Here is a 25,889-nt window from a genome sequence, read left to right as displayed (position 1 = left end):
ATGAAGACTGTCCTGGCGACACTGGCACTGAGCACCCTGCTGGTCGCAATCGGCGGCGCGCTGGTGGTGTATTCCGGCATCATCGATGTCGGCGCGGACGCCCCGCACAGCGCGCCACTGCACGCCGTGCTGGAGACCACCCGTGAACGCGCCGTGGCCGTGCGCGCCCGCGACCTCGAAGTGCCGACGCTGGGGTCTGCGGAGCAGATTCGTTCCGGGGCGGGCAACTACGCGGCCATGTGCGTCGGTTGCCACCTGGCGCCCGGCGTCGAGCCGACCGAACTGAGCCAGGGCCTCTACCCCGCGCCCCCAACGCTTGCCGAGGACCGCGACAACGACCCGGCCGCGACTTTCTGGGTCATCAAGCATGGACTCAAGTCCACCGGCATGCCGGCGTGGGGCAAGTTCATGGAGGACCGCTACATCTGGTCGCTGGTCGCCTTCGTCGAACAACTGCCCTCACTCACCCCGCTGGAATACCAGACGCTGGTGGACTCTAGTGACGGCCACCTGCACGGTGGCGGTGAATCGGACATGCACGCTCCTGCCGCCGATCAGCAGCCGGCAGGCGCAGACCATCATCAAGGTGCCCAAGACGGCCATGCGCCGGCGCAATCAGAAGCAGCACCGGAAGTCGATGTACACCACCACCCGGACGGTAGCCGCCACGTGCATTGATGCGCAGCACGGGACAATTCGCCTTCAGACCGCGCGCCTCAGCGCTTCGCCTCGATCTGTCCGACTCGCTCCAGCCAACCCGACTCTAGGCGTGGCTGGTCGGTATCCATGTTCCGCGCCTCCATCGCCTCGCGGTGACGGTCAATCTCGGCAACCGAATCGCTGAGGCCGCTGGAGTTGCCATCGAGCCGATGCATCTGCGTCAACCCCAAGTGATAGAAGCGCAGCAGCTTCATCGCATCCGGATCGCCCGCACTTACGCCTGCCTTGACCTGGTGCATCATGTTGGTCACGCGCATCAGGCTGCGCTTGAGCTGCCAGCCGTACACCGCCGCTGCCATCCACGGCTGCTGCCAGTACAGCCACCTGACGACTCCGATCGTCAGCGCCAATCCGGCCACCACGCCACCGATGTTCAGCCGCAAGTTGTCGCCACCGGGCTCACCGAACAGCGCCACGGCCAGGGTCGACAAGCCCATGGCGAGGACGGCGAAGGTCGCCGCGACGATCAGCGTGCTGCGCCGGGTCTGCTGGCGATAGGTTTCGGGGCTGAGCGGAACGATCTCGAATAGCACCACGGGGCGATGTCCTTGGCTGAGGAGGGAGATGAGCGGCGACCATTATCACCGCAATCGCCGCGCGCTGACTGATGCAGCGCAGGTTCTTCCACAACCCGGCTATGCTGGGGCCCCCCCCGACCGGAGAACCTCATGCGCCGCCTTGCCACGCCCGCCGATCAGCAGCGGGTCTACGATATCTACATGCACCCGGACGTGGTGCCCTACCTGGGCTTCGATCCCATGCCGCGCGAGCACTTCGGCAAGGTCTTCGAGCCGTTGTTCGAGAGCGCCGGCTTCTATGTCTTCGAAGACGATGGCGTGGTGCAGGGCTTTTACAAGGTGCAGCGCCATCTGGGCCGCGCCGCCCATGTCGCCTACCTCGGCACCCTGGCCGTCGCGCCCGAGGTCCAGGGTAGCGGCCTGGCGCGACGGATGATGCGGGAAGCCCTCGACAGGCTGGCCGCCAGCGGCATTCGTCGTGTGGAATTGACGGTGGAGGCGGACAACCCGCGGGCGATCGCCTTTTACGAGCGCTTCGGTTTCGTCCACGAAGGCACGCAGCGCGACGCCTACAAGCGCAGCAGCGACGAGGGCTTCGTCGACGAACTGATGTATGGCCTGTTGCTGGGACCTGGGCAGGTCCCAGCGTAGCGACTGCGTCGTTCGTCAGCCCTTGAGCTTGCTGGTGATCTTCGCCACGTGCTCGCCCTGGTAGCGCGCGATGGTCAGCTCCTTCTGCGAAGGCTGACGCGAGCCGTCGCCACCGGCGATGGTCGTGGCGCCATAGGGCGTGCCACCGTTGGTTTCGGAGATGTCGAAGAACTCGCTGATGCCATAACCGGTGGGCACGATGACCATGCCGTGGTGCGCCAGGGTGGTCCAGGTCGAGGTGATGGTCATCTCCTGCCCACCGCCGGTGCCGGTCGAGGCGAACACGCTGGCGACCTTGCCGTACAGCGCGCCCTTGGCCCACAGGCCACCGGTGCGGTCGAGGAAGTTGCGCATCTGCCCGGACATGTTGCCGAAGCGGGTCGGTGTGCCAAAGATGATGCCATCGTAGTTCGGCAGCTCGTTCGGATCGGCGATGTCGGCGGGCTGATCGACCTTGCCGCCGGCGTTGCGGAAGGCGTCTTCCGGCATGGTTTCCGGCACGCGCTTGATCGTCACCTCGACACCCGGCACGCGGCGCGCGCCTTCGGCGACGGCATTGGCCATCGTTTCGATGTGGCCGTACATGGAGTGGTAGAGCACGAGAATCTTCGCCATCTTGCTTTCCTCTTTCGGTGGGTGAGTCTGAATAACGTTCTGGATGTGATAACGCGCCAGGCGGGTCGTTCCGACGATGGGTGTCAGAGCGACTCGACCAGGATGACTTCGCTGTCTGCCACGGCCCTGATGCTCAGCCGTGTTTCGTCGCGCACGGCCACGCCATCGCCGGCGGCGACCATGAGTCCGTTGACCTCGATCTGGCCACTGGCTGGCACCAGATACACCCGGTGCCCGGCGGCAATTTCGTAGTCGGCGTTCTGCCCTGCTGCAAGCGTAGCCGCTGCCAGCCTGGCTTCAGCACGAATCGGCAGCGCCTCGTCGTCGCCGGGCAGGCCACTGGCGAGCGTGACGAAAGCGCCGGCGCGCTCGCCAGTGGGGAACTGGCGAGTGCCCCAGGCCGGCGGCAGTCCGGTCTGCTGCGGATGAATCCATATCTGGAAAATGCGCGTTTCCACATCCTCCAGGTTGTACTCGCTGTGCACGATCCCGGTGCCGGCGCTCATCACCTGCACATCGCCAGCGACGGTACGGCCGCGGTTGCCGAGGCTGTCTTCGTGGGTAATGGCACCCTGGCGGACGTAAGTGATGATCTCCATGTCCCGGTGCGAATGCGGCTCGAAGCCCGACTGCGGCGCGATGCTGTCGTCGTTCCATACGCGCAGACGGCCCCAGCGCATGCGCTCGACGTCGTGATAACCAGCGAAGGAAAAGTGGTGGCGCGCGTTCAGCCAGCCGTGTTGCGCATGACCAAGCCGGGCATATGGACGTAGTTCGATCATCTCGCTCTCCGCAAATCGGGTCACCGGGGCGACCCCGGCCAATGAGAGAGATGATCGATTCAATCAGATCAATAATGTTTGCAATTTTCAGCCAATAGCTATCGATTAAATCGATACTTATACGGATGAACGGGCTTCGGTGAACCGGCGTAGCAGCCAGTCTCTTGCCCACAGCGCATTTACCTGCCACAAAGCGCTCCCTCTTTCAGCTTTCAGGAAGCGCATGAATGAACGATGAATTGCTGGTCGAAGACATTCAGCTCGGCGACGGCAAAGCGGTGGTCAAGGGCGCGCTGATCACTACCCAGTACCGCGGCACGCTGAGCGACGGCACGGAGTTCGACAGCTCCTACACGCGTGGCAAACCCTTCCAGTGCGTGATCGGCACCGGTCGGGTCATCAAGGGTTGGGACATCGGGCTGATGGGCATGCGGGTCGGCGGCAAGCGCAGACTGTTCGTGCCGGCTCATCTGGGTTATGGCGAGCGCCAGGTCGGCGCGCATATCCCGCCCAATTCGGATCTGCATTTCGAGATCGAGCTGCTGGAAGTACTTACGCGCGACGACTGATTAGCCTTTCTGGCGCCCCAAGCGGGCCGCCAGAAAGCCGCGCGTATCAAGCCTCGCTGGCGAGGTCCGGGCGTGCCACGCCGTGGGGATACTGTTCCCGATAGCGCGCCAGCCAGACGGCCCCGGCCGGATCTTCCCAGACGTGACGGTGCAACAGCGCCATGCCGTCCGGATCGTTCAGCAGGCGCCAGCGCGCCGCCTCGGCATCCGCGCCGTCAGGGCCGACCGTCAGCACTTGGGCGAGGCGTTGCTCGCGCAAACGCTCGGCGCCGGCGACCACCTTGGCATGCCGGGCGCGCGCCATGGCACAGGCGAGCGCGTTGTACAGGGGATCGACCACTGCCACGAGGAAGCCATGGCGCAAGGCAACGGCCTGGTTCTGTTGCTGATACAGGTCGGTATTGGCCAGCTCGGTCGGTGGGGCGTATTCCTCAGGAATCAGGAACAGCTTGCCGCGCCGCGCAGCCAGGCCCAGTCCGGTACGGCTGGTGATCACCGATACCGGCGCCGAGAGGATCAGCGACACCACGATCGGCGCCAGCCACCAGAGAAAGGCTGCATCCAGCCAGGCGACCAGGGCCGTCCAGAGCACACCGATGACGATCTGCGAGCCATGCCGGCGCAGCGCCTCGCCCCAGGGGGTGGCGTCATCGCCGCGCTGCGGCGATTTCCACTGCACCGACCAGCCGAGGAACGCCGCGGTGACGAATACGCTGTGAAAGAGCATGCGCACCGGTGCCAGCAGCACCGAGAACAGCGTTTCGATCAGCATCGACAGCACCACCCGCAGCCGCCCGCCATAGGCCTGGGCGCCCTGGATGCAGACCAGCAGCACACTGAGCAGCTTGGGCAGGAACAATAGCGTCATGGTCGCCGAGAACAGCGCGATGGCTTCCTGCGGATGCCAGCGCGGCCACAGCGGGTAGAGCTGATTGGGCTGCAGGAAGTACTCCGGCTCCATCAGCGTATGGATCGCCAGCAGGCCGGTGGACAGCAGCAGGAAGAGAAACCACAGCGGCGCCGACAGGTAGGACATCACCCCGGTGAGGAACACCAGGCGATGCACCGTGTGCACACCGCGCACCATGAACAGGCGGAAGTTCATCAGGTTGCCGTGACACCAGCGACGATCGCGCTTGAGTTCGTCGAGCAGGTTGGGCGGCAGCTCCTCGTAACTGCCCGGCAGGTCGTAGGCGATCCACACGCCCCAGCCGGCACGGCGCATCAGCGCGGCTTCGACGAAGTCGTGGGAGAGGATCGCCCCGGCGAACGAACCGGTGCCAGGCAACGGCGCCAAGGCACAGTGCTCGATGAACGGCTTCACGCGAATGATCGCGTTGTGGCCCCAGTAATGCGATTCACCCAGCTGCCAGAAGTTGAGCCCGGCGGTGAACAGCGGACCGTAGACGCGCGTGGCGAACTGCTGCAGCCGCGCATAAAGCGTATCCATGCCCGACGCCTTGGGCGCGGTCTGGATGATGCCGGCGTTGGGGTTGGCCTCCATCAGTCGCACCAGGCTGGTCAGGCATTCGCCGCTCATCACGCTGTCGGCATCCAGCACCACCATGTAGCGGTAGCTGCTGCCCCAGCGACGGCAGAAATCGTCGATGTTGCCGCTCTTGCGCTTCACCCGGCGCCGGCGGCGGCGATAGAAGATGTGGCCGAAGCCATCCACCGCACGGCACAGCTCGACCCAGGCCTTCTGCTCGGCAACGCAGGTGTCCGGGTCGTTACTGTCGCTGAGCACGAAGATGTCGAAATGCTCGAGTTCACCGGTCGCCTTGAGCGACTCGTAGGTCGCACGCAGGCCGGCGAATACGCGCGGCACGTCCTCGTTGGCGATCGGCATCACCAGCGCCGTACGCGCCTCGGCCGGTATCGGTTCGGTACCGGGGCTGCTGGCCGAGATGCTGTAGCGATCCTTGCCACGCAGCAGCTGGAAGAAGCCCATCAGCGCGGTCCAGAAGCCCACCGAGACCCAGCAGAACAGCAGTGCGAAGAGCAGCAGGATGCTGGTCTGCACCACATAGGGAAGGATCTGCCGGGCCGATTCGGACAGCGGCTGGACGAACACCTCCTGCATGTCGACCAGGAACCAGCCCTGGTAAGGCAGCACCGCCTTCATCTGCCAGGTGGCGAAGGCGGTCTGCCCGAGCATCAGCACCAGCAGCGCCGCGCGGCGCAGGGCTGCGACGCGGCGCCAGCGCGCTTCGTCGAGCGGCTGCGGACTGGGCTCGAAGTGACGCCGCGGCGGCGTGCGACCCAGCATCCGGCGCCAGCCACGGCGCAGGATATTGGTATGCCAGGGCTCCGGCACCATGCGCGTGCGCACGATCGGCGGGGTCGACTGCACATAGGCGCGCCCCTGGTGATCCTCGGCGATCACGCCGGCGCGGTCGACCAGATCGCCCCAGCCCAGCCGCAGTCGCGCGACCACCGAGTCGAGCAAACGACGCGACGGGCTGCGCTGCGCGCTGGTCTCGGCAGACAGTTCGTCATGCAGCGCGAGCAGATCACCCTGCTCGGCCGTCTGCCGGTATCTGGCCGGGTCCTCGGTGTCGTTCAACGCCAGACCGTCGCAATAGCTTTGCGTCAGGCCATTCACTGCATGCTGCTCATTCATGGGGAGCAATCTGGTAGGTCCAGGTTTCGGAAAGGGTCTTGTCGCCATCGACCAGCGCCGCGCGCATCTCGACCGGGCGCGCCGGGTCACGCACCTTCACGCGCAGCGTCAGGCGCCAGCCCTTGGTGACGGTGTTGTAACGCAGGTTGTTTTCCACCAGCTCGGCGTTGTCATCGACGCTGACGCGCGTGCTGACTGGCGCATCCTCGGCGAGCTGCTCCAGCACCGGCCCGACGAAGTCCACGATCAGTGCGGTGCTGCCGTCAGGCTGGCGGATCAGGTTGGCCTGTTTGACATCGCCGGTGGAAATACGGGTCTGCTGTACCCAGGCCAGCTCAGGATCGTGCAGGCTCGGTTCGTCCATGGAGAAATGCAGGCGGTATTCCAGATCCAGCGACTGGCCAGGCTCCGGCTGCTTTTCCGGGGACCAGAAGGCGACGATGTTGTCATTGGTCTCGTCAGGCGTCGGGATCTCGACCAACTCGACGTGGCCCTTGCCCCAGTCACCGCGGGTTTCCACCCAGCCGCTCGGGCGCAGCTCGTAGCGGTCGTCCAGATCTTCGTAACGGCCGAAATCGCGGGTGCGCTGCATCAACCCGAAGCCGCGCGGGTTCTCCACACTGAACGCGCTGACGGCCAGCCGCTTCGGATTGTTCAGCGGGCGCCAGATCCATTCGCCATTGCCGGCATGGATCGCCAGACCCTCGGAGTCATGCAGCTGCGGACGGAAGTTGGTGACGCTGCTCGGCTGGTTGGCGCCGAACAGGAACATGCTGGTCAGCGGCGCAATGCCGAGCTTGCCGACCTGCTCGCGAAGAAACACCTTGGCCTGCACGTCCAGCGTGCTGTCCTTGCCCGGCGTCAGCACCATACGATAGGCGCCAGTGGCACGCGGTGAATCGAGCAGCGCGTAGATCACCAGATTGCGCCGATCAGCCTGCGGCCGCTCGACCCAGAATTCGCGGAAACGCGGGAACTCCTCGCCGACCGGCAGCGCCGTGTCGATCGCCAACCCACGCGCGGAAAGCCCGTACCATTGGCCCTTGCCGATGATGCGGAAGTAGCTGGCGCCCAGCAGGGTCATCAGCTCATCCTGCTTGTCCTTCGTGTTCAGCGGATAGAGCACCTTGAAGCCGGCAAAGCCCAGCCCCTCCAGCGAGGCCGGGTCGATGTCGACGCCGCCGAACTCGAACATCGAGGGGTCGTAGCGAATTTCGCGCACTTTCGTCGCGGTGATTTCATTGATGCGCACCGGCGTGTCGAAGTGCATGCCCTGGTGATAGAAGTGCAGATGGAACGGCGTCTCGACGTCCTTCCAGTAGGCATGTTCCGGGTTGAAGCGCAGGCGCTGGTAGTCGGCGAATGCCATCTGGCGGAATTCGTCGGGCAGGTTGCTCACCGGCTCCTCGTAACGGCTGGCTGCCAGCTCCTGGGCCCGCTTGGCCACATCGTCAAGGCTGAACGCCAGCGCACTGCCGGCCATCAGCATGAACAGGCCACCCGCCAGACCGGCCAGCATACGTGCCGACTGTTTCCCCGTATTCCATTGAAAAATGCGTAACACACCGCCTCCGAATTACACGTTTGTGCAGAGTTCGCCCTGCTTCGCTGTGTTCTGATCACCTACAACCCGCGTGCCCCGCCGCTTTGCTCTGAAGCGCGGCAGCGACCGTGGGCTGCATGCAGATCGCCATACAGAAAAAGTCTTACAACAGCTCGAAACGCGCGCTTTGCACAGCCCGGGAATCGAGCCCCAGCTGCACTTCGAACTCGCCAGGCTCAGCCACGTAGTCGAGTCGCGCGTCGGGAAACTTCAGATCGTCCTCGCCCAGTTCGAAGCGCACTACCCGCGACTCACCCGGCTCTAACATGAGCTTTTCGAAGCGCTTGAGTTCCTTGACCGGGCGTACGCCGGAGCCGACCAGGTCCTGCAGATACAGCTGCACCACCGTCGCGCCGGCGCGTGCTCCGCTGTTCTTCACCGTTACGCTGACCTCCAGAATCTGGCCGCGTTTCAGCTGATGTCGTGAAAGCTGCGGCTTCGTCAGCTCGAATTCGGTGTAGCTCAGGCCATAACCGAACGGGTACAAGGCACCGTTGGGTTCTTCGAAATACTGCGAGGTGTAGTTGCCGGGGCGACCCTCGACGTAGGGCCGGCCGAGTCGCGGATGGTTGTAGTAGGTGGGAATCTGCCCCACCGAACGTGGAAAGGAGATCGGCAGCTTGCCAGAGGGGTTGTGTGTGCCGAACAGCACGTCGGCGATGGCATTACCGCCCTCGGTACCAGCGAACCAGGTTTCCAGCAGCGCATCGGCATGTTCACTGACCCAGCCCAGTTGCAACGGGCGGCCGTTCATCAGCACCACCACCAACGGCTTGCCGGTGGCGACCAGGGCTTCGAGCAGCGCCTGCTGGCTGGCCGGCAGCGTGAGGCTGGTACGGCTGGAGGATTCGTGGGACATACCACGTGACTCGCCCACGGCAGCAACGATCACGTCAGCCTCGCGCGCGGCTCGCACGGCCTCGTCGATCATCGCCTGCGGCGGCCGCGGGTCCTGCGTCACTTCCGGGCGGTCCCAGTTGAGGAAGTTCAGGTACTCGATCAGTCGAGGATCATCGCTGACATTCGCACCGCGGGCATGGATGACCCGGCCGGAATCGCCAATCGCTGCCTCGAGGCCCTGACGCAGCGTCACGGTTTGCGTCGCCACACCGGCCGCCGACCAGCTGCCGAGCATGTCGACGTGGGAATTGGCCAGCGGGCCGACCAGCGCGATGGTCGCGTCCTTGCGCAGCGGAAGAGCGTTGTCACGGTTTTCCAGCAGCACCAACGATTCGCGTGCGACCCGCCGCGCGGCCTCGCGATGCAGGCGGCTTTCGGCATTGACCTCCACGGGATCGTCCACCGCCTTGCCAATGCGCCGGTAAGGATCATGGAACAGACCGAGGTCGTATTTGGCGCCCAGCACACGCCCCACAGCCTGGTCGATCAGCTCGATCGGCACCTCACCGCGCTCGACCAGCCCCGGCAGTTCCTGGAGATAGAGCGAGTCATGCATGCTCAGATCGATACCCGCCTCGATCGCCAGGCGCGCGGCCTCGCGGCCATCGCGGGCCACGCCGTGGCGCAGCAGTTCGTCGATGGCGCCGTGGTCGCTGATGTTCAGCCCGCGAAAGCCCCAGTCATCACGCAGCAGGTCGCGCAGCAGCCAGCGATTGGCGCTGGCCGGCATGCCGTTGACGGTGTTCAGTGCGATCATCACGCCGCCGGCCCCGGCGTCCACCGCGGCACGGTATGGCGGCAGGTAATCCTGATGCATACGCTGCAGGCTCATGTCGACCACGTTGTAGTCGCGGCCCCCTTCCACCGCGCCATACAGGGCGAAGTGCTTGACGCTGGCCATCACGCTGTCCGCAGCGCTCAGGCGCTCGCCCTGATAGGCACGTACCAGCGTGCCGGCGATCTGCGAGACCAGGTACGGATCCTCACCGAAGCCTTCGGAGGTCCGGCCCCAGCGCGGGTCGCGGGTGATGTCGACCATCGGCGCGAAGGTCAGGTCGAGGCCGTCGGCACTGGCCTCGCTGGCCGACACCCGACCGCTCAGGGCGATGGCCTCCAGATCCCAGCTCGATGCCAGCGCCAGGCTGATCGGGAAGATGGTGCGATGGCCATGAACCACGTCGTAGGCGAAGAAGATCGGAATGCCCAGTCGGCTGCGCAAGGCCGCGTCCTGCATGGGGCGGTTGTCGGCTCGGGTCACCGAATTGAAGGTGGCACCGATGCGGCCGGCCGCGATCTCCTCGACGATGCGCTCGCGCGGCATGTCGCCACCGATGCTGATCAGCCGCAGCTGGCCAATCTTCTCCGCCAGGGTCATGCGCTCGAGCAGGGTCTCGATCAGTGCCTGCCGGTCATCCAGCGGCAGCATGGGCTGTGCCACGCAGGCGAAGGAGCCCATTGCGCTGGCAAGCAGGACAAACTGCAACAGCCTTTTCATCATCACAACCCCATTCCCCTATCAACCGATCAGCCACACACAGGCACACCCATCGCGCCGGACATGAAGACCGATCGCCATGGGTTAGAGCGTTTTTTTTAAAGTTCGATGGTGCCGTCGAGATACTGCACGGCCTGCCCGGCCACCATCACACGATCCGCTTCGACCCGGCAGTGCAGGATGCCCGTGCGCGCCGACGCCTGCAGCGCCACCAGTTCGTTGCGTCCCAGCCGCTCGGCCCAGTACGGCGCAAGCCCGGCATGGATGGAGCCGGTGACCGGGTCCTCGTCGCCGCCGTTGGCTGGCCAGAAATAACGCGAGGCGAAATCCTGCTCGCGTCCCGGCGCGGTCACTACCACATCCAGTGGTGCCAGCGCGCGCAGCGCTTCCAGATCGGGGGCCAGGGCGCGCACCTGCTGCTCGTCGCGATAGACGGCGAACCACGCCTGGCGATTGCGCAGCACCGTTTCCGGCTCGCATCCAAGCCCCTGCAACAATGCCGCCGGCGGTTCGGCAACTGGTTCCGGCGCACGATTGGGGAAGCTCATTTCCAGCAGACCGTCAGCCCGCCGCTGCACAGTCAGATCGCCTACGGCAGCGGCGCGAAAGGTCAGCGGCGCCTGGGCCAGCCCCTGCTCCAGCAGCACGAAGGCGCTGGCCAGCGTGGCATGGCCGCAGAAATCGATTTCGGTGAGCGGCGAGAACCAGCGGATATGAAAGGCCCCGTCCGCCTCGCGAACGAAGTAGGCCGTCTCGGAAAGGTTGTTTTCGGCGGCGATGGCTTGCATCAGCTCGTCCGCCAGCCAGGCCTGCAAGGGGATCACCGCCGCGGGATTGCCCCGGAAACGTTCAGCGGTGAAAGCATCGACCTGGAACATCCGCAATTTCATGGTTTGCACCCTGTGCACGGTCAAGCGACCGCCGCCTACTCTAACGGGTCTGACGGGGTGCTAGCCAGTGGCGCGTGAGGGCTGAAGGGCCCGGAATCCGTCCGTTTCATCTACTTGCGACGGCGCCGCACATCAGCCCAGGGCAAACGGCAGCAGCAACGCGATCAGAATGCCCAACAGACTCATGCCCAGCGCAGCGAAGGCGCCGCATTCGTCACCCTCCTCCAGCGCCCTGGCGGTACCGATGGCATGGGCGTTGAGGCCATAGCTCAGGCCGCGCGCGGCGGGATGCTCGACGCCTGCCCAGCCGAGAAGCAACGGTCCCAACGCGGTGCCGATGACCCCGGTGAGCATGACGAATATCGCCGCCAGCGAGGCCAGCCCACCGAGCTGCTCGGCCACCAGCATGGCGATCGGCATGGTCGCCGACTTCGGCGCCAGACTCATCAGCACCGGCAGCTCTGCGCCCAGCGCCCAGGCGATCGCCAGCGTCAGCACGACGCTGAGCACGCCACCCACGGCAAGGGTAATGACGATCGGCCAGAACAGCTGCTGGATACGCTTGAGATTTCGATGCAGCGGCACCGCCAGCGCCACGGTGGCCGGCCCCAGCAGCATGGCGACCAGCGACGCGCCGTCGCGGTAGCGCGCATAGTCGAGATCCACCAGGGTCAGCGTGCCGACCACCAGCAGCATGCCCACCATGACCGGTTGCAGTACCAGCCAGCCGCTGCGGCGATAGAGCATCAGCGCCAGCTGAAAGGCGATCAGCGTCAATGCCACGGCGAACAACGGATGTACCACGATCGCCGCCCAGGCAGTGCGCCAGTCGAATACGCTCATGCCTGATCCTCCCGCTGGCGATCGAGTCGGCGGATCAGCCGCTGCATCAGCCAGCCGCAGAACGGCACGGTGATCAGCAGCGACAACACCAGCCCGGCGGCGATCGCTGGCAGGTCATCCAGCAGTGCGCCGGCGCTGGTCATGATGCCGGCGGCCGGCACGATCAGCAGCAGCGGCAGATACTGCAGCAGCAAAGCCGCGGTCTTCTCCAGCGACTCCGGAATGCTGCGGCGCAATAGCAACAGGCCGAACAGCAACAACATGCCGATGATCGGCCCCGGCAGCGCCGGCAGCAGCACCAGGTTGATCAGATTGCCGAGCAGCTGCAGCAGCACGAGCCAGGTCAGGCCTTGGAGAATCATCGGCGGTGCTCCCTAGGCAGCGTTGGATGAATCATGCGGTGGCTCCTCTTCACTCGGCAAAAGGCCTCGACTATGGCCGGCTTGGTGACGACAGAACAGCATCAGTTGCGCACGAAAAAAGCGGATCAGCCGATCCCGACAGCTTCCGCTGACGCAGGTCAAAGCCTAGCGGTGCCTGCGTTCCGGTAGTGCCGCCGCGTCTCATCTGATCCGTATTTAGCCGTCGTATCTGAGTCTGTTATGCATCGGTCTCGACGCGGATCATCCGCCTCGCCTGAACTGCCTATGGGGCGAAGCCAAATGACCGACCGCATACCCGCGCAGATCATCGAAACCGTTGATCCCAGCCAACCGATCCGCCTGACGCCCGCGCAGAGCGGCGGCCCAATTCATACGCGTAGTTTCAGCGGCCGCTTCCGCAACCTGCGCCTGTTGGGCGGCGCACTGCTGATGCTGCTCTACTTCGGCACCGTCTGGCTGAACTGGAACGGGCGCCAGGCGGTGCTATGGGATCTGGACCGGCAGCAGTTCCATATCTTCGGCGCCACATTCTGGCCGCAGGATTTCATCCTGCTCTCGGCGATCCTGATCATCGCCGCCTTCGGCCTGTTCTTCATCACCGTACTGGCCGGGCGCATCTGGTGCGGCTACGCCTGCCCACAGAGCAGCTGGACCTGGATGTTCATGTGGGTGGAAAAGATCACCGAAGGCGATCGCCTGCAACGCATCAAGCTCGACGCCGCGCCCTGGTCCGCCAGCAAGCTGCTGCGCCGCAGCGCCAAGCATGCGCTATGGCTGGCGATCAGCCTGGCCACGGCGCTGGCCTTCGTCGGCTATTTCACCCCGGTACGCGACCTAGTGGGCGACTTCGCCCGCTTCGAGCTCGGTACTACCACCGCCTTCTGGTTGCTGTTCTTCACTGCTGCGACCTACATCAACGCCGGCTGGCTGCGCGAGCAGGTGTGCCTGCACATGTGCCCCTACTCGCGCTTCCAGAGCGTGATGTTCGATGCCGACACCCTTCTCGTCTCCTACGACACGGCCCGTGGCGAGAACCGCGGCGCCCGGCGCAAGGGCAGTGATCCGCGAGCCCAGGGCCTCGGCGATTGCGTCGATTGCACGCTGTGCGTGCAGGTCTGCCCCACCGGCATCGACATCCGCGACGGCCTGCAGCTGGACTGCATCAGCTGTGGCGCCTGCATCGACGTCTGCGACAGCGTCATGGACCGCATGGGCTACGCCCGCGGCCTGCTGCGCTACACCTCTGAACGCGCACTCAAGGGCGGCGCCACCCGCTTCTTCCGTCCACGGCTGGTCGGCTATGCCGTGGCGCTGACCGCCATGATCGCCGCCTTCATCTGGGCACTGGACACGCGGCCACAGCTGCAGCTGGACGTCACCCGCGACCGCACCCTGTACCGCGAGAACATGCAGGGGCAGATCGAGAACATGTATCGCCTCAAGCTGATCAACAAGACGCAGCAACCGCGCCGCTACGCGCTGACATTGGAAGGCGGCCCCTTCTCGCTGCAGGGCCCGCGTGAGATCGCCCTGGCAGCGGGTGAGATCGCCGATCTGCCGGTCAGCGTGGCGCTGCTCGACAACGCCGGGGACTTCAGTCGCGAGCTGCACTTCCAGCTCAGCGACCTGGCCGAGCCGGACAGCCGGGTGAGCACACCGAGCACCTTCGTCGCCCCCATCGCGGCGCTGCGCCAGTAGACTGGCCATGCTCAACCGCCACGGCCCGGACACGATGAAGCGCTACGAGAAATTCGCCGACGAGATTGCCGAACTGATCCGCAGCGGCGTGCTCGCGCCGGGAGAAAAGGTGCCCTCGGTGCGCCACGCCAGCCGCACCTATGGCGTCAGCCCGTCCACCGTGTTCCAGGCCTACTACCTGCTGGAAGACCGCGGGCTGATCCAGGCGCGGGCGCGTTCGGGCTATTTCGTCCGCGAACATGCCAAGCGCCCGTTGCACGAACCGGACATCAGCCTGCGTCCGGCGGAAACCACCGATGTCGGCGTCAGCGAGCTGGTGTTCTCGGTGCTCGCCTCGCTGCGCGACCCGGCCACGGTGCCCTTCGGTTCTGCCTTTCCCAGTCCCGAGCTGTTTCCCCTGCAGCGCCTGGCGCGCTCGATGGCACAGAGCGTGCGCGACATGCCGGCACGCGAGGTGATTGCCGAGATGACCGCCGGCAACCCGGACCTGCGCCGGCAGATCGCCCTGCGCTACATGGTCAGCGGCGTGATGCTGCCGATGGACGAACTGGTGATCACCACCGGTGCGATGGAGGCTCTGAACCTCTGCCTGCAGGTGGTGACCGAACCGGGCGACCTGGTGGCCATCGAGGCGCCAGCGTTTTACGCCACGCTGCAGGTACTGGAACGGCTCAAGCTCAAGGCGGTGGAGATTCCGGTGCACCCGCGCGAAGGCATCGACCTCGACATCCTCGCCGACCGCCTCGCGCACCTGCCGATCAAGGCCTGCTGGTTCATGAGCAGCCTGCAGAACCCGCTGGGCGCGAGCATGGGCGAGGCGAAGAAGCAGCAGCTCTATGAGCTGTTGCAGCGCCACCAGGTGCCGTTGATCGAGGACGACGTCTACGCCGAGCTGTACTTCACCCGCGAGCCGCCCAAGCCGGTGAAAAGCCATGATCGCGAAGGTCTGGTGATGCACTGCGGCTCGTTCTCCAAGAGTCTCGCGCCCGGCTACCGGGTCGGCTGGGTTGCCGGCGGTCGCTATGCCGAGCAGATCGCCCGGCTCAAGCTGATGACCACCATTTCCCCTTCCGTGCCGGCGCAGGCCGCCATTGCTGATTACCTGCAGCACGGCGGCTACGACCGTCACCTGCGAAAGCTGCGTCACGCGCTGGAGATGCAGCAGGGTGCGATGCTTGCCTCCGCGGCCCGCCATTTCCCTGCGAGCACGCGAGTCACCCGGCCCAGCGGCGGCTACTTTCTGTGGTTCGAATTTCCCGAGCAGGTGGATTCGCTGCAGCTGCTGCAACTGGCGCTGGCCCAGGGCATCAGCCTGGCGCCAGGGCCGATCTTTTCGGCGACCCAGCGCTTTCGCAACTGCGCGCGGCTGAATCACGGCCATCCATGGGACGCCCGCAGCGAGCAGGCGATGGAGTTGCTGGGCAGGATGCTGAAGTCGTTCTGAGGCGCGGTGCCGATATGTCCGGGACCTTCAGTCGCAATCCTGCGGCTGACCGCCACGGGCCTTCATCAGATACATGCGGTCGTCGGCCTGCTTGAGCAGCTGGGCCTCCGCATCACCGTCTTCGGGATATAGCGCGGTGCCGATGCTCAAGCCGATATCGAGACTGTGCTCGGCGATCTGCATCGGCTGCTCGAAGGCCGCGCGGATCTTGTCGACGACGCCGCGGGCATCTTCTGCCTCGGCGATGCTTTCCAGCAGCACCACGAACTCATCGCCACCCAGCCGCGCCACGGTATCGGTGTCGCGAACGCAGTGCGTGAGGCGATCCGCCACTGCACGCAGCAGCTGGTCGCCGCCACTATGGCCATAGGTATCGTTGACCTGCTTGAAGCGATCCAGATCCACAAAGAGCAAGGCGACGCGTCCGCCATTGCGGCGCACTCGCGCCAGGGCCGTGTCCAGCCGGTCGCGAAAGCAGGCGCGGTTCGGCAGGCCGGTGAGTTCGTCGTACTGCGCCATCCGGTGCAGGCGCGCATACAGCTGCTTGCGCTCGATTGCCGTGACCACTTGGGTAGAAACGAATTGCAGCAGCTCCTGATCTTTCTCGGTGTAGGGCGCCGCCATGCTCTTGAGCAACAGCACACCGATCACGCCCTCGCTCGAGTTGAGCGGCACGCCCAGCCACCAGGCATGGATATCCCCGTCTCCAAGCGGAAGCGCCAGCGCACGCATCGAGTCAGCGTTGAAGCACAACGACTGCGCGCCATGCAGGACGGAAAAGCACAGGGAAGCCGCAGGCTCCGCCGGCGGATCGGTCGAATCGAGCGCCAGCGCCTGGTAGGGATAAGTCAGCTCGCCGTGGGCTGCGTTGCGGATGGCGACGATGAAATCGTCCACCGGCAGCAGCTGGGCAATGGTCAGATGAATCTGCTGATACAGCGCTGCGAGGTCCTTGGCCCCGTGCGCCGCCTCGGAGATCGAATAGAGCGCCGCTTGCATCGCTTCGGATTGCTTGCGCTGGGTGATGTCGCGCGCCACGCCGATGCGCAGCTTGTTATCGGTCGACCAGCAGGCCGACCACATGATGTGCACGACACCGCCGTCCTTGCGCACGTAGCGGTTCTCGAAGTGCAGCAGCGGCTGATCGGCCATGACCTCCTTGGCCGCGGCCAGGGTCCGGGCACGGTCTTCGGGATAGACCATCTCGATCATCCGCTTGCCGAGCATCTCCTGCGGCGTATAGCCGAAGATGCGCTCGCAGGCGGCGCTGACGTAGACGAAGTTGCCCTGCGCATCGACCACGCAGATGGCATCCAGCAACAAATCGATGACACTCGCCAGAGGCGCGTAGCTATCCGTCTTCACAGCGGCAGACCTACTTCGGCCATTGGGCATGGGCCTGGCGATCGGGGCGGCGCCGTCGCGCGGCTGATCGCTCGTTCCCATGCCCTAAGCATCGCCCAAATCCGCAGCGGCCGCGCTGTTTTTTATTGTCCGGCTCCCTCCACCCAGCGCGGATAGAAGCCGAGCGCAGCCTGGGTGTTGGCATCCTGCAGCACGATAACGTCCTCTGGCGCATCGCCGGCGTCCCGTTCCAGTCGGTCGCCGCGAAAGAAGAAGCGGCGGCCATCGGCGAGTGTGAGGAACAGACCGACCGCCCCATGGCCGTCCAGCGGTACCAGTACGACCTGGCCGTCGCCGAACAGATCCAGGCTGCGACGGTGCTGCCGATAGGGGCTCGCCTGGAATTGCAGCGACTGCCAGCGGACCGGGTGGCGAAACTGGCTGGGCAACACCGCGGGCGGCGTGGCGGCCTCCAGATAGCTCAGGCTGTCCGCGCTGGCCAGTACCGGCACCTCGGGGTAGTCGGCCAGCCCCGAAGCGTGCTCCCAGCGCACGCAACCCAGCACGATACGGTCGATCTCAAGTCCGTCCTGCTCCAGCTGATCGCGCACGGGGCGCAGGTTCGCATAGCGCTTGGTTCGCCAGGGCACCTCGGCGTCCAGTTGCGCGTCGATCTGTCGGCCGAGCCCCGTACCGAACAGCAAGCGGCTGCCGCGATGCTCGATCAGGATCGCGATGTGCTGAGTCGGCGGCGCCTCCTGCCAACCGTTCCGCCCCAACAGAAAGTCGCCACTGTCGCTCTGTGCGGTCTTCACCAGGCTGAAGCGCAAACCTTGCGCAGCCGAAGCATTTTCGACGAAGCCAAACAGCGAGGCTGCCAGTCCGATCACCAGCAGCAGCGATGCTCCGACCCGCCGGTTCGAGTGCCGGCCCCGCTCGCCGGGCATCCGGCCATTCTGCGCGTTCATGGCGTCACAGCCCCGGCATGCCGACATAACCCGGCAGCGCGCGGACGCGGGCGAACCAGGCCTGCAGCGCCGGATGGGCTGCCAGATCGAGCCCGCCGTCACCGCCCAGCGCGACGTTGGGGTAAACGGCGATATCGGCGATGGTCGGTTCATTCGTCTGCGCGAGCCAGACGTGCTGCGCAAGATGCCGTTCAAGCGTGCGCAAGGCGCTGGCCGCACGAGCCTGGGCCAGCGACTCGTCGATAGGAAGGCCGAACAGTTTGCCCAGGCGCACAGTGCCCGGGCCATGCTGCACCTCGTTGGCGGCGAAACTCAGCCAGTTGGCGATGTGGCCTTGGGTCTCGGCATCCTGCGGGTACCACTCACTGGCATAACGCTGGGCCAGATAGACCAGGATCGCTTGGGAATCCCCCAGTCGAAATTCGCCGTCCTCGAGTACCGGAATCTGTCCGCGCGGGTTGATTTCACGAAACGCCGGCTGCTTGTGCTCACCCGCCAGCAGATTCACCGGCACCAGCTCCACCGGCTGGCCGATCAGACTGAGAAACAGGCGAACCTTGTGGCAATTACCGGATAGCGTCAGGTCGTAAAGCTTCATGGTGTTGCCCTCGTGATTGGCTGCGACTGGATAATAGACAGACCTGTCTGTATGCTGCAAGCACCAACGCAACTCCGCCCAACTGGAGCAAGCCGCGAGCGCTCCCGCATAATGTCGAACCACAGGAGGTATCCATGGCATCGAACAAGCGCGACCAGCTGCTCAACACCGCAGAAAATCTGTTCTATCGCGAGGGTTATCACGCCACCGGCATCGATCGCATCCTGGCCGAATCCGGTGTGGCCAAGATGACGCTGTACAAGCACTTCAAGTCCAAGGACGAACTGATCCTGGCCGTGCTGGAAGCGCGCCACGAGCTGATGCTGACGCGCCTGCGCGAACGCGCCACCAGGCTGCCACCGCGTGAGGCGCTACTGGGAATTTTCGATGGATTGCAGGGCATGATTCACGGCAACGACGCCTTCTGCGGCTGCCTGTTCATCAACGCAGCGGCCGAATATCACGACCGTGACCACCCGATTCACCGCCGCTCGTCCGCCTACAAGGCAGAGTTGCTGGCCTACCTGCGCGAGCTGCTGGAACGCCTGAACGCGCCGCAGCCGCTGCAGCTGGCGCGCCAACTGCAGTATCTGCTCGAAGGCGCGCTGAGCATGGCGCATATCGAGGGGCCGGGCGAGCAGGCACGGGACGCGAAAGTCGCCGCCGAGCGACTACTCGAAGCCGCCGGCATCTAGGCGCGCCGCAGTGGGCGCGCCCTCTTGCCGTTCAGAGGGTGCTGACTTCTTCTTCGCGTACCTTGAACCAGGCGGCATACAGGGCCGGCAGGAACAGCAGCGTCAGCGCCGTGGCAACGATCAGCCCCCCCATGATCGCCACCGCCATCGGCCCGAAGAAGATACTGCGCGACAGCGGAATCATCGCCAGTACCGACGCCAGCGCAGTCAGCACGATGGGCCGGAAGCGCCGCACGGTGGCATCGACGATGGCGGTGAAGCGCGCCTGACCGGCACCGATGTCCTGCTCGATCTGGTCCACCAGAATCACCGAATTGCGCATGATCATCCCCGACAGCGCGATGGTGCCGAGCATGGCGACGAAACCGAACGGCTGACCGAACAGCAGCAGGAACAGCGCCACACCGATGATGCCCAGCGGCGCGGTGAGAAACACCATGGCCGAACGCGAGAAGCTCTTGAGCTGCGCCATCAGCAGGGTCATCACGACGATGACGAACAGCGGCATGCCGGCATTCACCGAGCGCTGGCCGCGCTCGGAGTCCTCCACCGTGCCGCCGACCTCGAGCAGGTAGCCGCCGGGCAACTGATCGCGAATGTCCGCCAGGGTCGGCTCGATCTCACGCACCAGTGCCGCCGGCTGCTGCTCTCCGTACACATCGGCACGCACGGTGACCGTTGGCAGGCGGTTGCGGTGCCAGATCACGCCCTCCTCGAAGCCGTACTCGAGCGTCGCCACCTGCGACAGCGGCACGCTGCGCCCGCTCTCGGTGGGAATCGCCAGGCTCGGCAGCATCGACAGCTCGAGCCGCTCGCGCTCGGTGCCGCGCAGGAGTATCTCGATCAGCTCGTTGTCCTCGCGGAACTGGCTGACGCTGCTGCCGGTGAAAGTGCGCCGCAGGAAGCCGGACAGCTCAGCGGTGGTCACGCCCAACGCCCGGGCACGATCCTGATCGACGTTGAGCCGGACCATCTTGCTCGGCTCCTGCCAGTCCAGATGGACGTTGGCCACGTGCGGGTTCTCGTTGACCTTGGCAGCGACCTGGCGAGCCAGCCCGCGCACCACGTCGATATGCTCGCCGGTGACACGGAACTGCACCGGATAGCCCACCGGCGGGCCATTCTCCAGCCGCGTCACGCGACCACGCAGGCTCGGGAAGTCCTCGCGCATGCGTTCGATCAGCCAGGCGCGCAGGGACTCGCGGGACTCGATGCTGTCCGCCAGCACGACGAACTGGGCGAAGCTGGTCGCCGGCAGCTGCTGGTCCAGCGGCAGGTAGAAACGCGGCGAGCCGGTGCCGACGTAGGCCACATAGTTGTCGATGCCGGCCCGTTCCTTGAGCAGCTGTTCCAGCCGCGCCACCTCTGCTTCGGTCGCCTTCAACGAGGCGCCTTCGGCCAGTTTGAGATCGACCATCAGCTCCAAACGGCCGGAAGCGGGGAAGAACTGTTGCGGCACCAGACGGAACAGCACCACCGCGGCGACGAAGATCGCCAGCGTGAGCAGGATGACGGTCTTGCGCCGGCGCACGCAGAACGTCACCACGCGACGCACGCGCTGGTAGAACGGCGTTGCGTAAGGATCGTGGCCTTCGCTGCTTGTGCCGTGCTTGTGTGCAGATTTCTTGGCCAGGTCAGGCAGCAGTTTTTCGCCGATCAGCGGTACGAACATTACCGCGGCGATCCAGGACGCGATGAGCGAAATGGCCACCACTTGGAAGATCGAACGGGTGTATTCGCCGGTACTGGAATTGGCAGTGGCGATCGGCAGGAAACCCGCCGCGGTGATCAGCGTGCCGGTCAGCATCGGAAACGCCGTGCTGGTCCAGGCAAAGCTGGCGGCCTTGAGGCGGTCGTAGCCCTGCTCCATCTTGATCGCCATCATCTCCACCGCAATGATCGCGTCGTCCACCATCAGCCCGAGAGCCAGGACCAGGGCGCCAAGGGATATCTTGTGCAGGCCGATGTTCAGATAGCTCATGGCGGCGAAAGTCATCGCCAGCACCAGCGGAATCGACAACGCCACCACCAGCCCGGTACGCACGCCGAGCGAGAAGAAACTCACCAGCAATACGATCACCAGCGCTTCGATCAACACCTTGACGAACTCACCTACGCTGGTCTTCACCGCAGCGGGCTGATCCGAGACCTTGCGCAGCTGCATCCCCGCCGGGAGCTCCTGCTGCAGGCGGGCGAACTCCTGCTCCAGTGCCTCGCCCAGCACCAGGATGTCGCCACCGCTTTTCATCGAAACCGCCAGACCCAGGGCAGGCTCGCCCATGAAGCGCATGCGCGGCGCGGGCGGGTCGTTGAAGCCGCGATGTACCTCGGCAACATCGCCGATACGGAAGGTGCGGCCGGCAACGCGGATGGGGAAATCACGAATCTCCTTGACCGTCTCGAAGCTGCCGGTGACGCGCAGCTGCACCCGATCGCTGATGGTCTCGACGAAACCGGCAGCCGTTACCGCGTTCTGCGCCTCCAGCGCCTGGCGCACGGCTTCCAGTGGGACGCCGAGCGTGGCTAGTTTGACGTTGGAGAGTTCGATCCAGATCTTCTCGTCCTGCAGGCCGATCAGCTCGACCTTGCCGACGTTCTTCACCCGCTGCAGCTGCAGCTGGATGCGGTCGGCGTAGTCCTTGAGGATCGCGTAGTCGAAACCTTCGCCGGTCAGGGCGTAGATGTTGCCGAAGGTGGTGCCGAACTCGTCATTGAAGAAGGGCCCCTGTACACCCGGCGGCAGGGTGTGGCGAATGTCGCCGATCTTCTTGCGAATCTGGTACCAGAGCTCGGGAATGTCCTTCGAGCGCATCGAGTCTCGCGCCATGAAGGTGACGTTGGATTCACCCGGCCGGGAGAACGAGACGATGCGCTCGTACTCGCCGGTCTCCATCAACTTCTTCTCGATGCGCTCGGTGACCTGACGCGACATTTCCTCGGCGGTAGCGCCAGGCCATCGCGTCTGGATGACCATGGCCTTGAAGGTGAATGGCGGGTCCTCGCTCTGGCCGAGCTTGCTGTAGGACAGCGCACCGACGATTGCCAGCAGCAGCATAAGATAGACGACGATCTGCCGGTTCTGCAGCGCCCAGGCGGAGAGATTGAAGCGCATCGCGATTACTCCTGGGCGGCCAGCTCGACGGGGCGATTGTGGCGATCCACCGGGCGAACCGGCTGGTTATCGCTGAGCAACTGCACCCCGGCCAGGACGACCCAGTCGTCGGCCTCCAGCCCTTCGAGGACTGGCACCAGCTGTTCACCGAACGGCCCGGCCCGAACCTCGACACGCTCCACGGTGGAATCGGCTCTGAGTCGCCAGACATGTGCCCGGCCCTTTTCCGCACTCAGCGCTGACAGCGGCACCGCCAGTGACACCTCACCGTCGCGGCGAATGCTCACCAGCGCACTCTGCCCCAGCTCGGCTGGCACCTCTTGTTCGCTGAAGGCGACACGCGCGGAATAGGTCCGCGACTGCGCATCGGCTGCTGGCGAGAGTTCGCGAATCTTGCCGAGATAGTGGCGCCCCGGTTGCGACCAGAGTTCGACCTCGACGTCCTGACCAACCCGGTAGCGCTCCAGCGATTGCTCCGGCAGATCGATGGCCACTTCCCGCTCGCCATCCGCCGCCAGTACGAACGCGGTCTGCCCCGCAGCGACCACCTGCCCGACCTCGACTCGACGCTGCGCGATCAAGCCATCGCGGGTGGCGCGCAGTACCGCGTAATCGACCTGGTTGCTGGCCACATCGAACTCGGCGCGTGCCTGCTGCAAACGAGCAGCCGCGGCGCGATAGGCGTTGTCGGCATTATCGAACTGCGACTGGCTGACCAGCTGGCGACCGAGCAGCGCCTTGTAGCGGTCATGTTCGGCCTTGGCCAGGCGCAGATTGGCTTCCGCCGCCGCCACCTGCGCACGCATGCCGTCCAGCTGCAGCCGCACGTCCTGCGGATCGAGACGTGCCAGGGGCTGGTCCTTGCGTACGCGGTCGCCCGCTTCGACCAGGCGCTCGACGACCTTGCCACCGATGCGGAAGGCCAGCTCAGGCTCGTAGCGCGCGTGCACTTCGCCGGGATAGCTCTCGCGTGCCTCGCTGGCAGGCTGCGGCTGCACCACCATGACCGGGCGCGGCAGCTGCTGGGGCGGCTCGCCGTTGCCACAGGCGACCAGAACAAGTGCACAACCGAGCATAGAGGCAAGGGGCAAGGCATGTCGGAACACGATGAAGTCTCTCTGTCGCGAAGCGGATTGGAATACTTATACTGCCGGGTATAGTAAAAATACCGTACCAGCCAGTCCACTATTAAAACGCCCATGACAGAAAACCATTCCGTATCGCCTGGCCCCGGTCGTCCGAAGGACCCAGCCAAGCGCGAGGCGATCCTCACTGCCGCGCAGGTGCTGTTCCTCGGCAACGGCTACGAAGGCAGCAGCATGGAGGCCATCGCCGCCGAAGCCGGCGTTTCCAAGCTCACGCTGTATAGTCACTTCAAGGACAAGGAGGCGCTATTCAGCGCCGCCGTGAAGACCACCTGCGAAACGCGCCTGCCGAGGCGGCTGTTTCAGGTGGCGGCGGATTGCGACATCGAGAAGGTGCTGCTGGCGATCGGCGGCGCCTTCAATCAGCTGGTCAACAGCCCCGAGTCCATCGGCCTGCATCGGGTGATGGTGGCGATGGCGACGCAGAATCCGGGACTGGTGAAGATGTTCTTCGATGCCGGCCCGCAGCAACTGCTGTGCGATCTGCAACAGCTGTTCAGCAGGACCAACGCGCTGGGCTTGCTGGAGATCGACGATCCACTGCGGGCCGCCGAGCATTTCTGCTCGCTGATCAAGGGTGCCCAGCACTTCCGCTTGCTGGTCGGCTATTCCGAGGCGCCAACCGATGAGGAAGGCAACCTGCACGTACGGGATGCGGTGAGCGTATTTCTGCGCGCCTATCGCCGCTGACGTGAGCAAGCGAGAGGCTGCGGACCGGTGAATCAGCCCTGCAGCTTCTTCTTTGGATAGATGTCATAGCGGCTGGATTTGCCTTCCAGGCTGTAGCCGGGCTTGCTTCCCTCGATTGCCGGCGCCTTGCGCGGGCGTTTGACCACCACCCGATGGCTGGCCAGCTCCAGCGCCGCGGCCAGCAGTGCCGGTGCGTCCATATCGTCGCCGACGAAGGGCCGGAACAGGCGCATCTCCTTCTTCACCAGCGCACTCTTGTCGCGATGGGGAAACATCGGGTCGAGGTAGATGACCTGCGGCGCCTCGCCCTGCCACTGCCTCATCAACTCGATGGCATTGCCCTTGAGCAAAGTCATCCGCGCGGCGATAGCGCCCACCTCGGCGTCGCCTGACGCGCGACTCAGACCATCCTCCAGCAGCGCGGCAATCAGCGGCTGGCGTTCGATCAAGCTCACTTCACAGCCCAGCGTGGCCAGCACAAAGGCATCGCGCCCGAGCCCCGCTGTAGCATCCAGCACCCGTGGCCGGATACCGGGCTGGATGCCCACGGCCTTGGCGATCATCTGCCCACTGCCACCACCGAACTGACGCCGGTGCGCTGCGGCCCCCTCGACGAAATCCACCCGTACCGGCCCCGGTGCCTGCGCCTCGAGCAACTGCAGCTGCAAGCCGTCCGCGCCAATCTGCAAAGCGAATTCGGCCGCGTCCTGAATTTCCGGCAAGTCGAGACGCTGCGCCCATTGGTGGGCCGCAGCGGCGAACTGAGGAGTCAGCGGTTCGACTCGAACCAAAGGGTTGCGTGCGGACATGGGGCATCCAGCGGTGATGGAAAGCCGCGCATTGTGCCAGAGCATTCCAGGCTGCGCGCGAGCGTTCAGCGGCACATGCCGAAGCCACCCATGTCGACGTGAAAGTGGTCGTGGTGGGCCGCGTTGTACTCCGGCCCGAGCGTCACGTTGAACGCATCGCAGGCGGCATCGCGAACCAGACGCAGGAAACGCGCCTTGTCGCCGTCGCCCTGCCAGTCCCGCGCCACGGTGATGCGGGTACCATCCGCAAGGCGAAAGCCCGCCATATCCAGAGCATTGGCGCTGGCGTGCTGGCTGCGGCGGTTACTGCGGGCGATGTTGCGACAGGCAAAGCTGCCGAAGTGGTCGATGCGCACCACCGGCTGCTCGAATACTGCCTGGGCCGCCGGCTGAAGCCCGTGCAACTCGAACATCGCATAAGCCGCTGCCAGCGGACAGGTGGCGAGAAAAGGCCCGTTGAAACGTACGTCCGAGCCCTGCACCCGAACGCTGTTCTCGACCGGACAACCTGGCTCCGGCGTGCTGTCCGGCACGGCTGCATAGCGCAGCGGTGCGGTGGCGAGTGCCTGTTCGCAGAGCGTTCGGTCCTGCTGCAAGCGCCGTAGCTTGAGCGGCGTCAACAGGTTCGGCGGCTCACGGATGTCCAGCGGCGCCCAGGGATTCCAGCGCGGCGGAATGTCGATCAGCTCCTGCCGCACCGCCAGGGCGAAGCCGGCAAGCAGCAGCAACAGGAGAAGGAAGAAGCGGCCAAAGGTCATTCCTTATGGGCAACAGCCAGCCCGCGAAGTTGAGCG

General features: G+C 64.9%; 23 protein-coding genes. 7 read left to right on the top strand and 16 right to left on the bottom strand.

All coding sequences use genetic code 11. The annotated features are described in order from the left end of the window. Entirely contained in the window at positions 1 to 678 is a 678-nt protein-coding gene (locus tag P5704_021815) for a cytochrome c (GenBank protein WOF78604.1), read from the top strand. A gap of 38 nt (positions 679 to 716) precedes the next feature. On the opposite strand, the gene P5704_021810 is transcribed toward P5704_021815, so the two are convergent. Next, complete coding sequence (locus P5704_021810; GenBank protein WOF78603.1) at positions 717 to 1,256, bottom strand: DUF3087 domain-containing protein; 540 nt, start codon at positions 1,254 to 1,256, stop codon at positions 717 to 719. Between the two features lie 132 nt (positions 1,257 to 1,388). Here P5704_021810 and P5704_021805 point away from each other — a divergent pair, with 132 nt between their 5' ends. Then, positions 1,389 to 1,889, top strand: coding sequence for a GNAT family N-acetyltransferase (locus P5704_021805; protein WOF78602.1), 501 nt, complete (start codon positions 1,389 to 1,391; stop codon positions 1,887 to 1,889). 15 nt (positions 1,890 to 1,904) lie between these two features. Here P5704_021805 and wrbA read toward each other — a convergent pair whose 3' ends face one another. Together wrbA and P5704_021795 are read right to left on the bottom strand one after the other, a co-directional pair. Next, positions 1,905 to 2,504 carry an NAD(P)H:quinone oxidoreductase gene (gene wrbA / locus P5704_021800; protein ID WOF78601.1) on the bottom strand — a complete coding sequence of 200 codons (600 nt, stop codon included), beginning with the start codon at positions 2,502 to 2,504 and terminating at the stop codon, positions 1,905 to 1,907. 83 nt (positions 2,505 to 2,587) lie between these two features. Then, positions 2,588 to 3,286, bottom strand: coding sequence for a pirin family protein (locus P5704_021795; protein ID WOF78600.1), 699 nt, complete (start codon positions 3,284 to 3,286; stop codon positions 2,588 to 2,590). Between the two features lie 227 nt (positions 3,287 to 3,513). Between P5704_021795 and P5704_021790 the strand changes: the two genes are divergently transcribed. Beyond that, entirely contained in the window at positions 3,514 to 3,855 is a 342-nt protein-coding gene (locus tag P5704_021790) for an FKBP-type peptidyl-prolyl cis-trans isomerase (protein WOF78599.1), read from the top strand. Between the two features lie 46 nt (positions 3,856 to 3,901). On the opposite strand, the gene mdoH is transcribed toward P5704_021790, so the two are convergent. The 6 genes from mdoH to P5704_021760 all read right to left on the bottom strand — a co-directional run bounded on the left by mdoH (position 3,902) and on the right by P5704_021760 (position 12,571). Next, on the bottom strand, positions 3,902 to 6,478 hold the full coding sequence (gene mdoH, locus P5704_021785; protein WOF78598.1) for a glucans biosynthesis glucosyltransferase MdoH: 2,577 nt from the start codon (positions 6,476 to 6,478) through the stop codon (positions 3,902 to 3,904). Continuing rightward, positions 6,471 to 7,997, bottom strand: coding sequence for a glucan biosynthesis protein G (locus P5704_021780; protein WOF81306.1), 1,527 nt, complete (start codon positions 7,995 to 7,997; stop codon positions 6,471 to 6,473). Before P5704_021780 ends, mdoH begins: the two co-directional genes overlap by 8 nt. Positions 7,998 to 8,184: 187 nt before the next feature. Continuing rightward, on the bottom strand, positions 8,185 to 10,476 hold the full coding sequence (bglX, locus tag P5704_021775) for a beta-glucosidase BglX (protein ID WOF81305.1): 2,292 nt from the start codon (positions 10,474 to 10,476) through the stop codon (positions 8,185 to 8,187). 98 nt (positions 10,477 to 10,574) lie between these two features. After that, on the bottom strand, positions 10,575 to 11,354 hold the full coding sequence (locus P5704_021770) for a PhzF family phenazine biosynthesis protein (protein WOF81304.1): 780 nt from the start codon (positions 11,352 to 11,354) through the stop codon (positions 10,575 to 10,577). A gap of 144 nt (positions 11,355 to 11,498) precedes the next feature. Further along, on the bottom strand, positions 11,499 to 12,209 hold the full coding sequence (locus tag P5704_021765; GenBank protein WOF78597.1) for an LrgB family protein: 711 nt from the start codon (positions 12,207 to 12,209) through the stop codon (positions 11,499 to 11,501). Continuing rightward, on the bottom strand, positions 12,206 to 12,571 hold the full coding sequence (locus tag P5704_021760) for a CidA/LrgA family protein (GenBank protein ID WOF78596.1): 366 nt from the start codon (positions 12,569 to 12,571) through the stop codon (positions 12,206 to 12,208). The genes P5704_021765 and P5704_021760 overlap by 4 nt, the downstream gene beginning before the upstream one ends. A gap of 300 nt (positions 12,572 to 12,871) precedes the next feature. On the opposite strand from P5704_021760, the gene ccoG reads away from it, so the two are divergent. Both ccoG and mapR read left to right on the top strand, forming a co-directional pair. After that, the gene (gene ccoG / locus P5704_021755) at positions 12,872 to 14,290 is read left to right on the top strand and encodes a cytochrome c oxidase accessory protein CcoG (protein WOF78595.1); all 1,419 of its coding nucleotides are present in this window, start codon (positions 12,872 to 12,874) and stop codon (positions 14,288 to 14,290) included. Between the two features lie 34 nt (positions 14,291 to 14,324). Next, on the top strand, positions 14,325 to 15,734 hold the full coding sequence (gene mapR / locus P5704_021750) for a GntR family transcriptional regulator MpaR (GenBank protein WOF81303.1): 1,410 nt from the start codon (positions 14,325 to 14,327) through the stop codon (positions 15,732 to 15,734). A 27-nt stretch (positions 15,735 to 15,761) separates the two neighbouring features. On the opposite strand, the gene P5704_021745 is transcribed toward mapR, so the two are convergent. The 3 genes from P5704_021745 to P5704_021735 form a co-directional block, all read right to left on the bottom strand. Further along, positions 15,762 to 17,099 (bottom strand): diguanylate cyclase, encoded by a 1,338-nt coding sequence (locus tag P5704_021745; GenBank protein ID WOF78594.1) that lies wholly within the window; start codon positions 17,097 to 17,099, stop codon positions 15,762 to 15,764. Positions 17,100 to 17,221: 122 nt separating this feature from the next. After that, positions 17,222 to 18,025 (bottom strand): Zn-dependent hydrolase, encoded by an 804-nt coding sequence (locus P5704_021740; protein WOF81302.1) that lies wholly within the window; start codon positions 18,023 to 18,025, stop codon positions 17,222 to 17,224. 25 nt (positions 18,026 to 18,050) lie between these two features. Further along, a complete protein-coding gene (locus tag P5704_021735; GenBank protein ID WOF78593.1) occupies positions 18,051 to 18,644 on the bottom strand; it encodes a glutathione S-transferase family protein in 594 nt (197 codons plus the stop codon). Between the two features lie 134 nt (positions 18,645 to 18,778). Between P5704_021735 and P5704_021730 the strand changes: the two genes are divergently transcribed. Continuing rightward, the gene (locus tag P5704_021730; GenBank protein ID WOF78592.1) at positions 18,779 to 19,339 is read left to right on the top strand and encodes a TetR/AcrR family transcriptional regulator; all 561 of its coding nucleotides are present in this window, start codon (positions 18,779 to 18,781) and stop codon (positions 19,337 to 19,339) included. Between the two features lie 31 nt (positions 19,340 to 19,370). On the opposite strand, the gene P5704_021725 is transcribed toward P5704_021730, so the two are convergent. Together P5704_021725 and P5704_021720 are read right to left on the bottom strand one after the other, a co-directional pair. Continuing rightward, entirely contained in the window at positions 19,371 to 22,451 is a 3,081-nt protein-coding gene (locus P5704_021725; protein ID WOF78591.1) for an efflux RND transporter permease subunit, read from the bottom strand. Positions 22,452 to 22,456: 5 nt separating this feature from the next. Next, positions 22,457 to 23,557 carry an efflux RND transporter periplasmic adaptor subunit gene (locus P5704_021720; GenBank protein ID WOF78590.1) on the bottom strand — a complete coding sequence of 367 codons (1,101 nt, stop codon included), beginning with the start codon at positions 23,555 to 23,557 and terminating at the stop codon, positions 22,457 to 22,459. A 93-nt stretch (positions 23,558 to 23,650) separates the two neighbouring features. Between P5704_021720 and P5704_021715 the strand changes: the two genes are divergently transcribed. After that, on the top strand, positions 23,651 to 24,286 hold the full coding sequence (locus tag P5704_021715) for a TetR/AcrR family transcriptional regulator (GenBank protein WOF78589.1): 636 nt from the start codon (positions 23,651 to 23,653) through the stop codon (positions 24,284 to 24,286). A gap of 32 nt (positions 24,287 to 24,318) precedes the next feature. Here P5704_021715 and P5704_021710 read toward each other — a convergent pair whose 3' ends face one another. Beyond that, a complete protein-coding gene (locus P5704_021710; GenBank protein ID WOF78588.1) occupies positions 24,319 to 25,095 on the bottom strand; it encodes a class I SAM-dependent methyltransferase in 777 nt (258 codons plus the stop codon). A 65-nt stretch (positions 25,096 to 25,160) separates the two neighbouring features. Beyond that, positions 25,161 to 25,853, bottom strand: coding sequence for an extensin family protein (locus P5704_021705; GenBank protein ID WOF78587.1), 693 nt, complete (start codon positions 25,851 to 25,853; stop codon positions 25,161 to 25,163). Positions 25,854 to 25,889: the final 36 nt, after the last annotated feature.

The sequence above is a fragment of the Pseudomonas sp. FeN3W genome (assembly GCA_030263805.2).
Classification (GTDB): Bacteria; Pseudomonadota; Gammaproteobacteria; order Pseudomonadales; family Pseudomonadaceae; genus Stutzerimonas; species Stutzerimonas stutzeri_G.
This window is presented reverse-complemented; position numbering and strand designations above follow the sequence as displayed.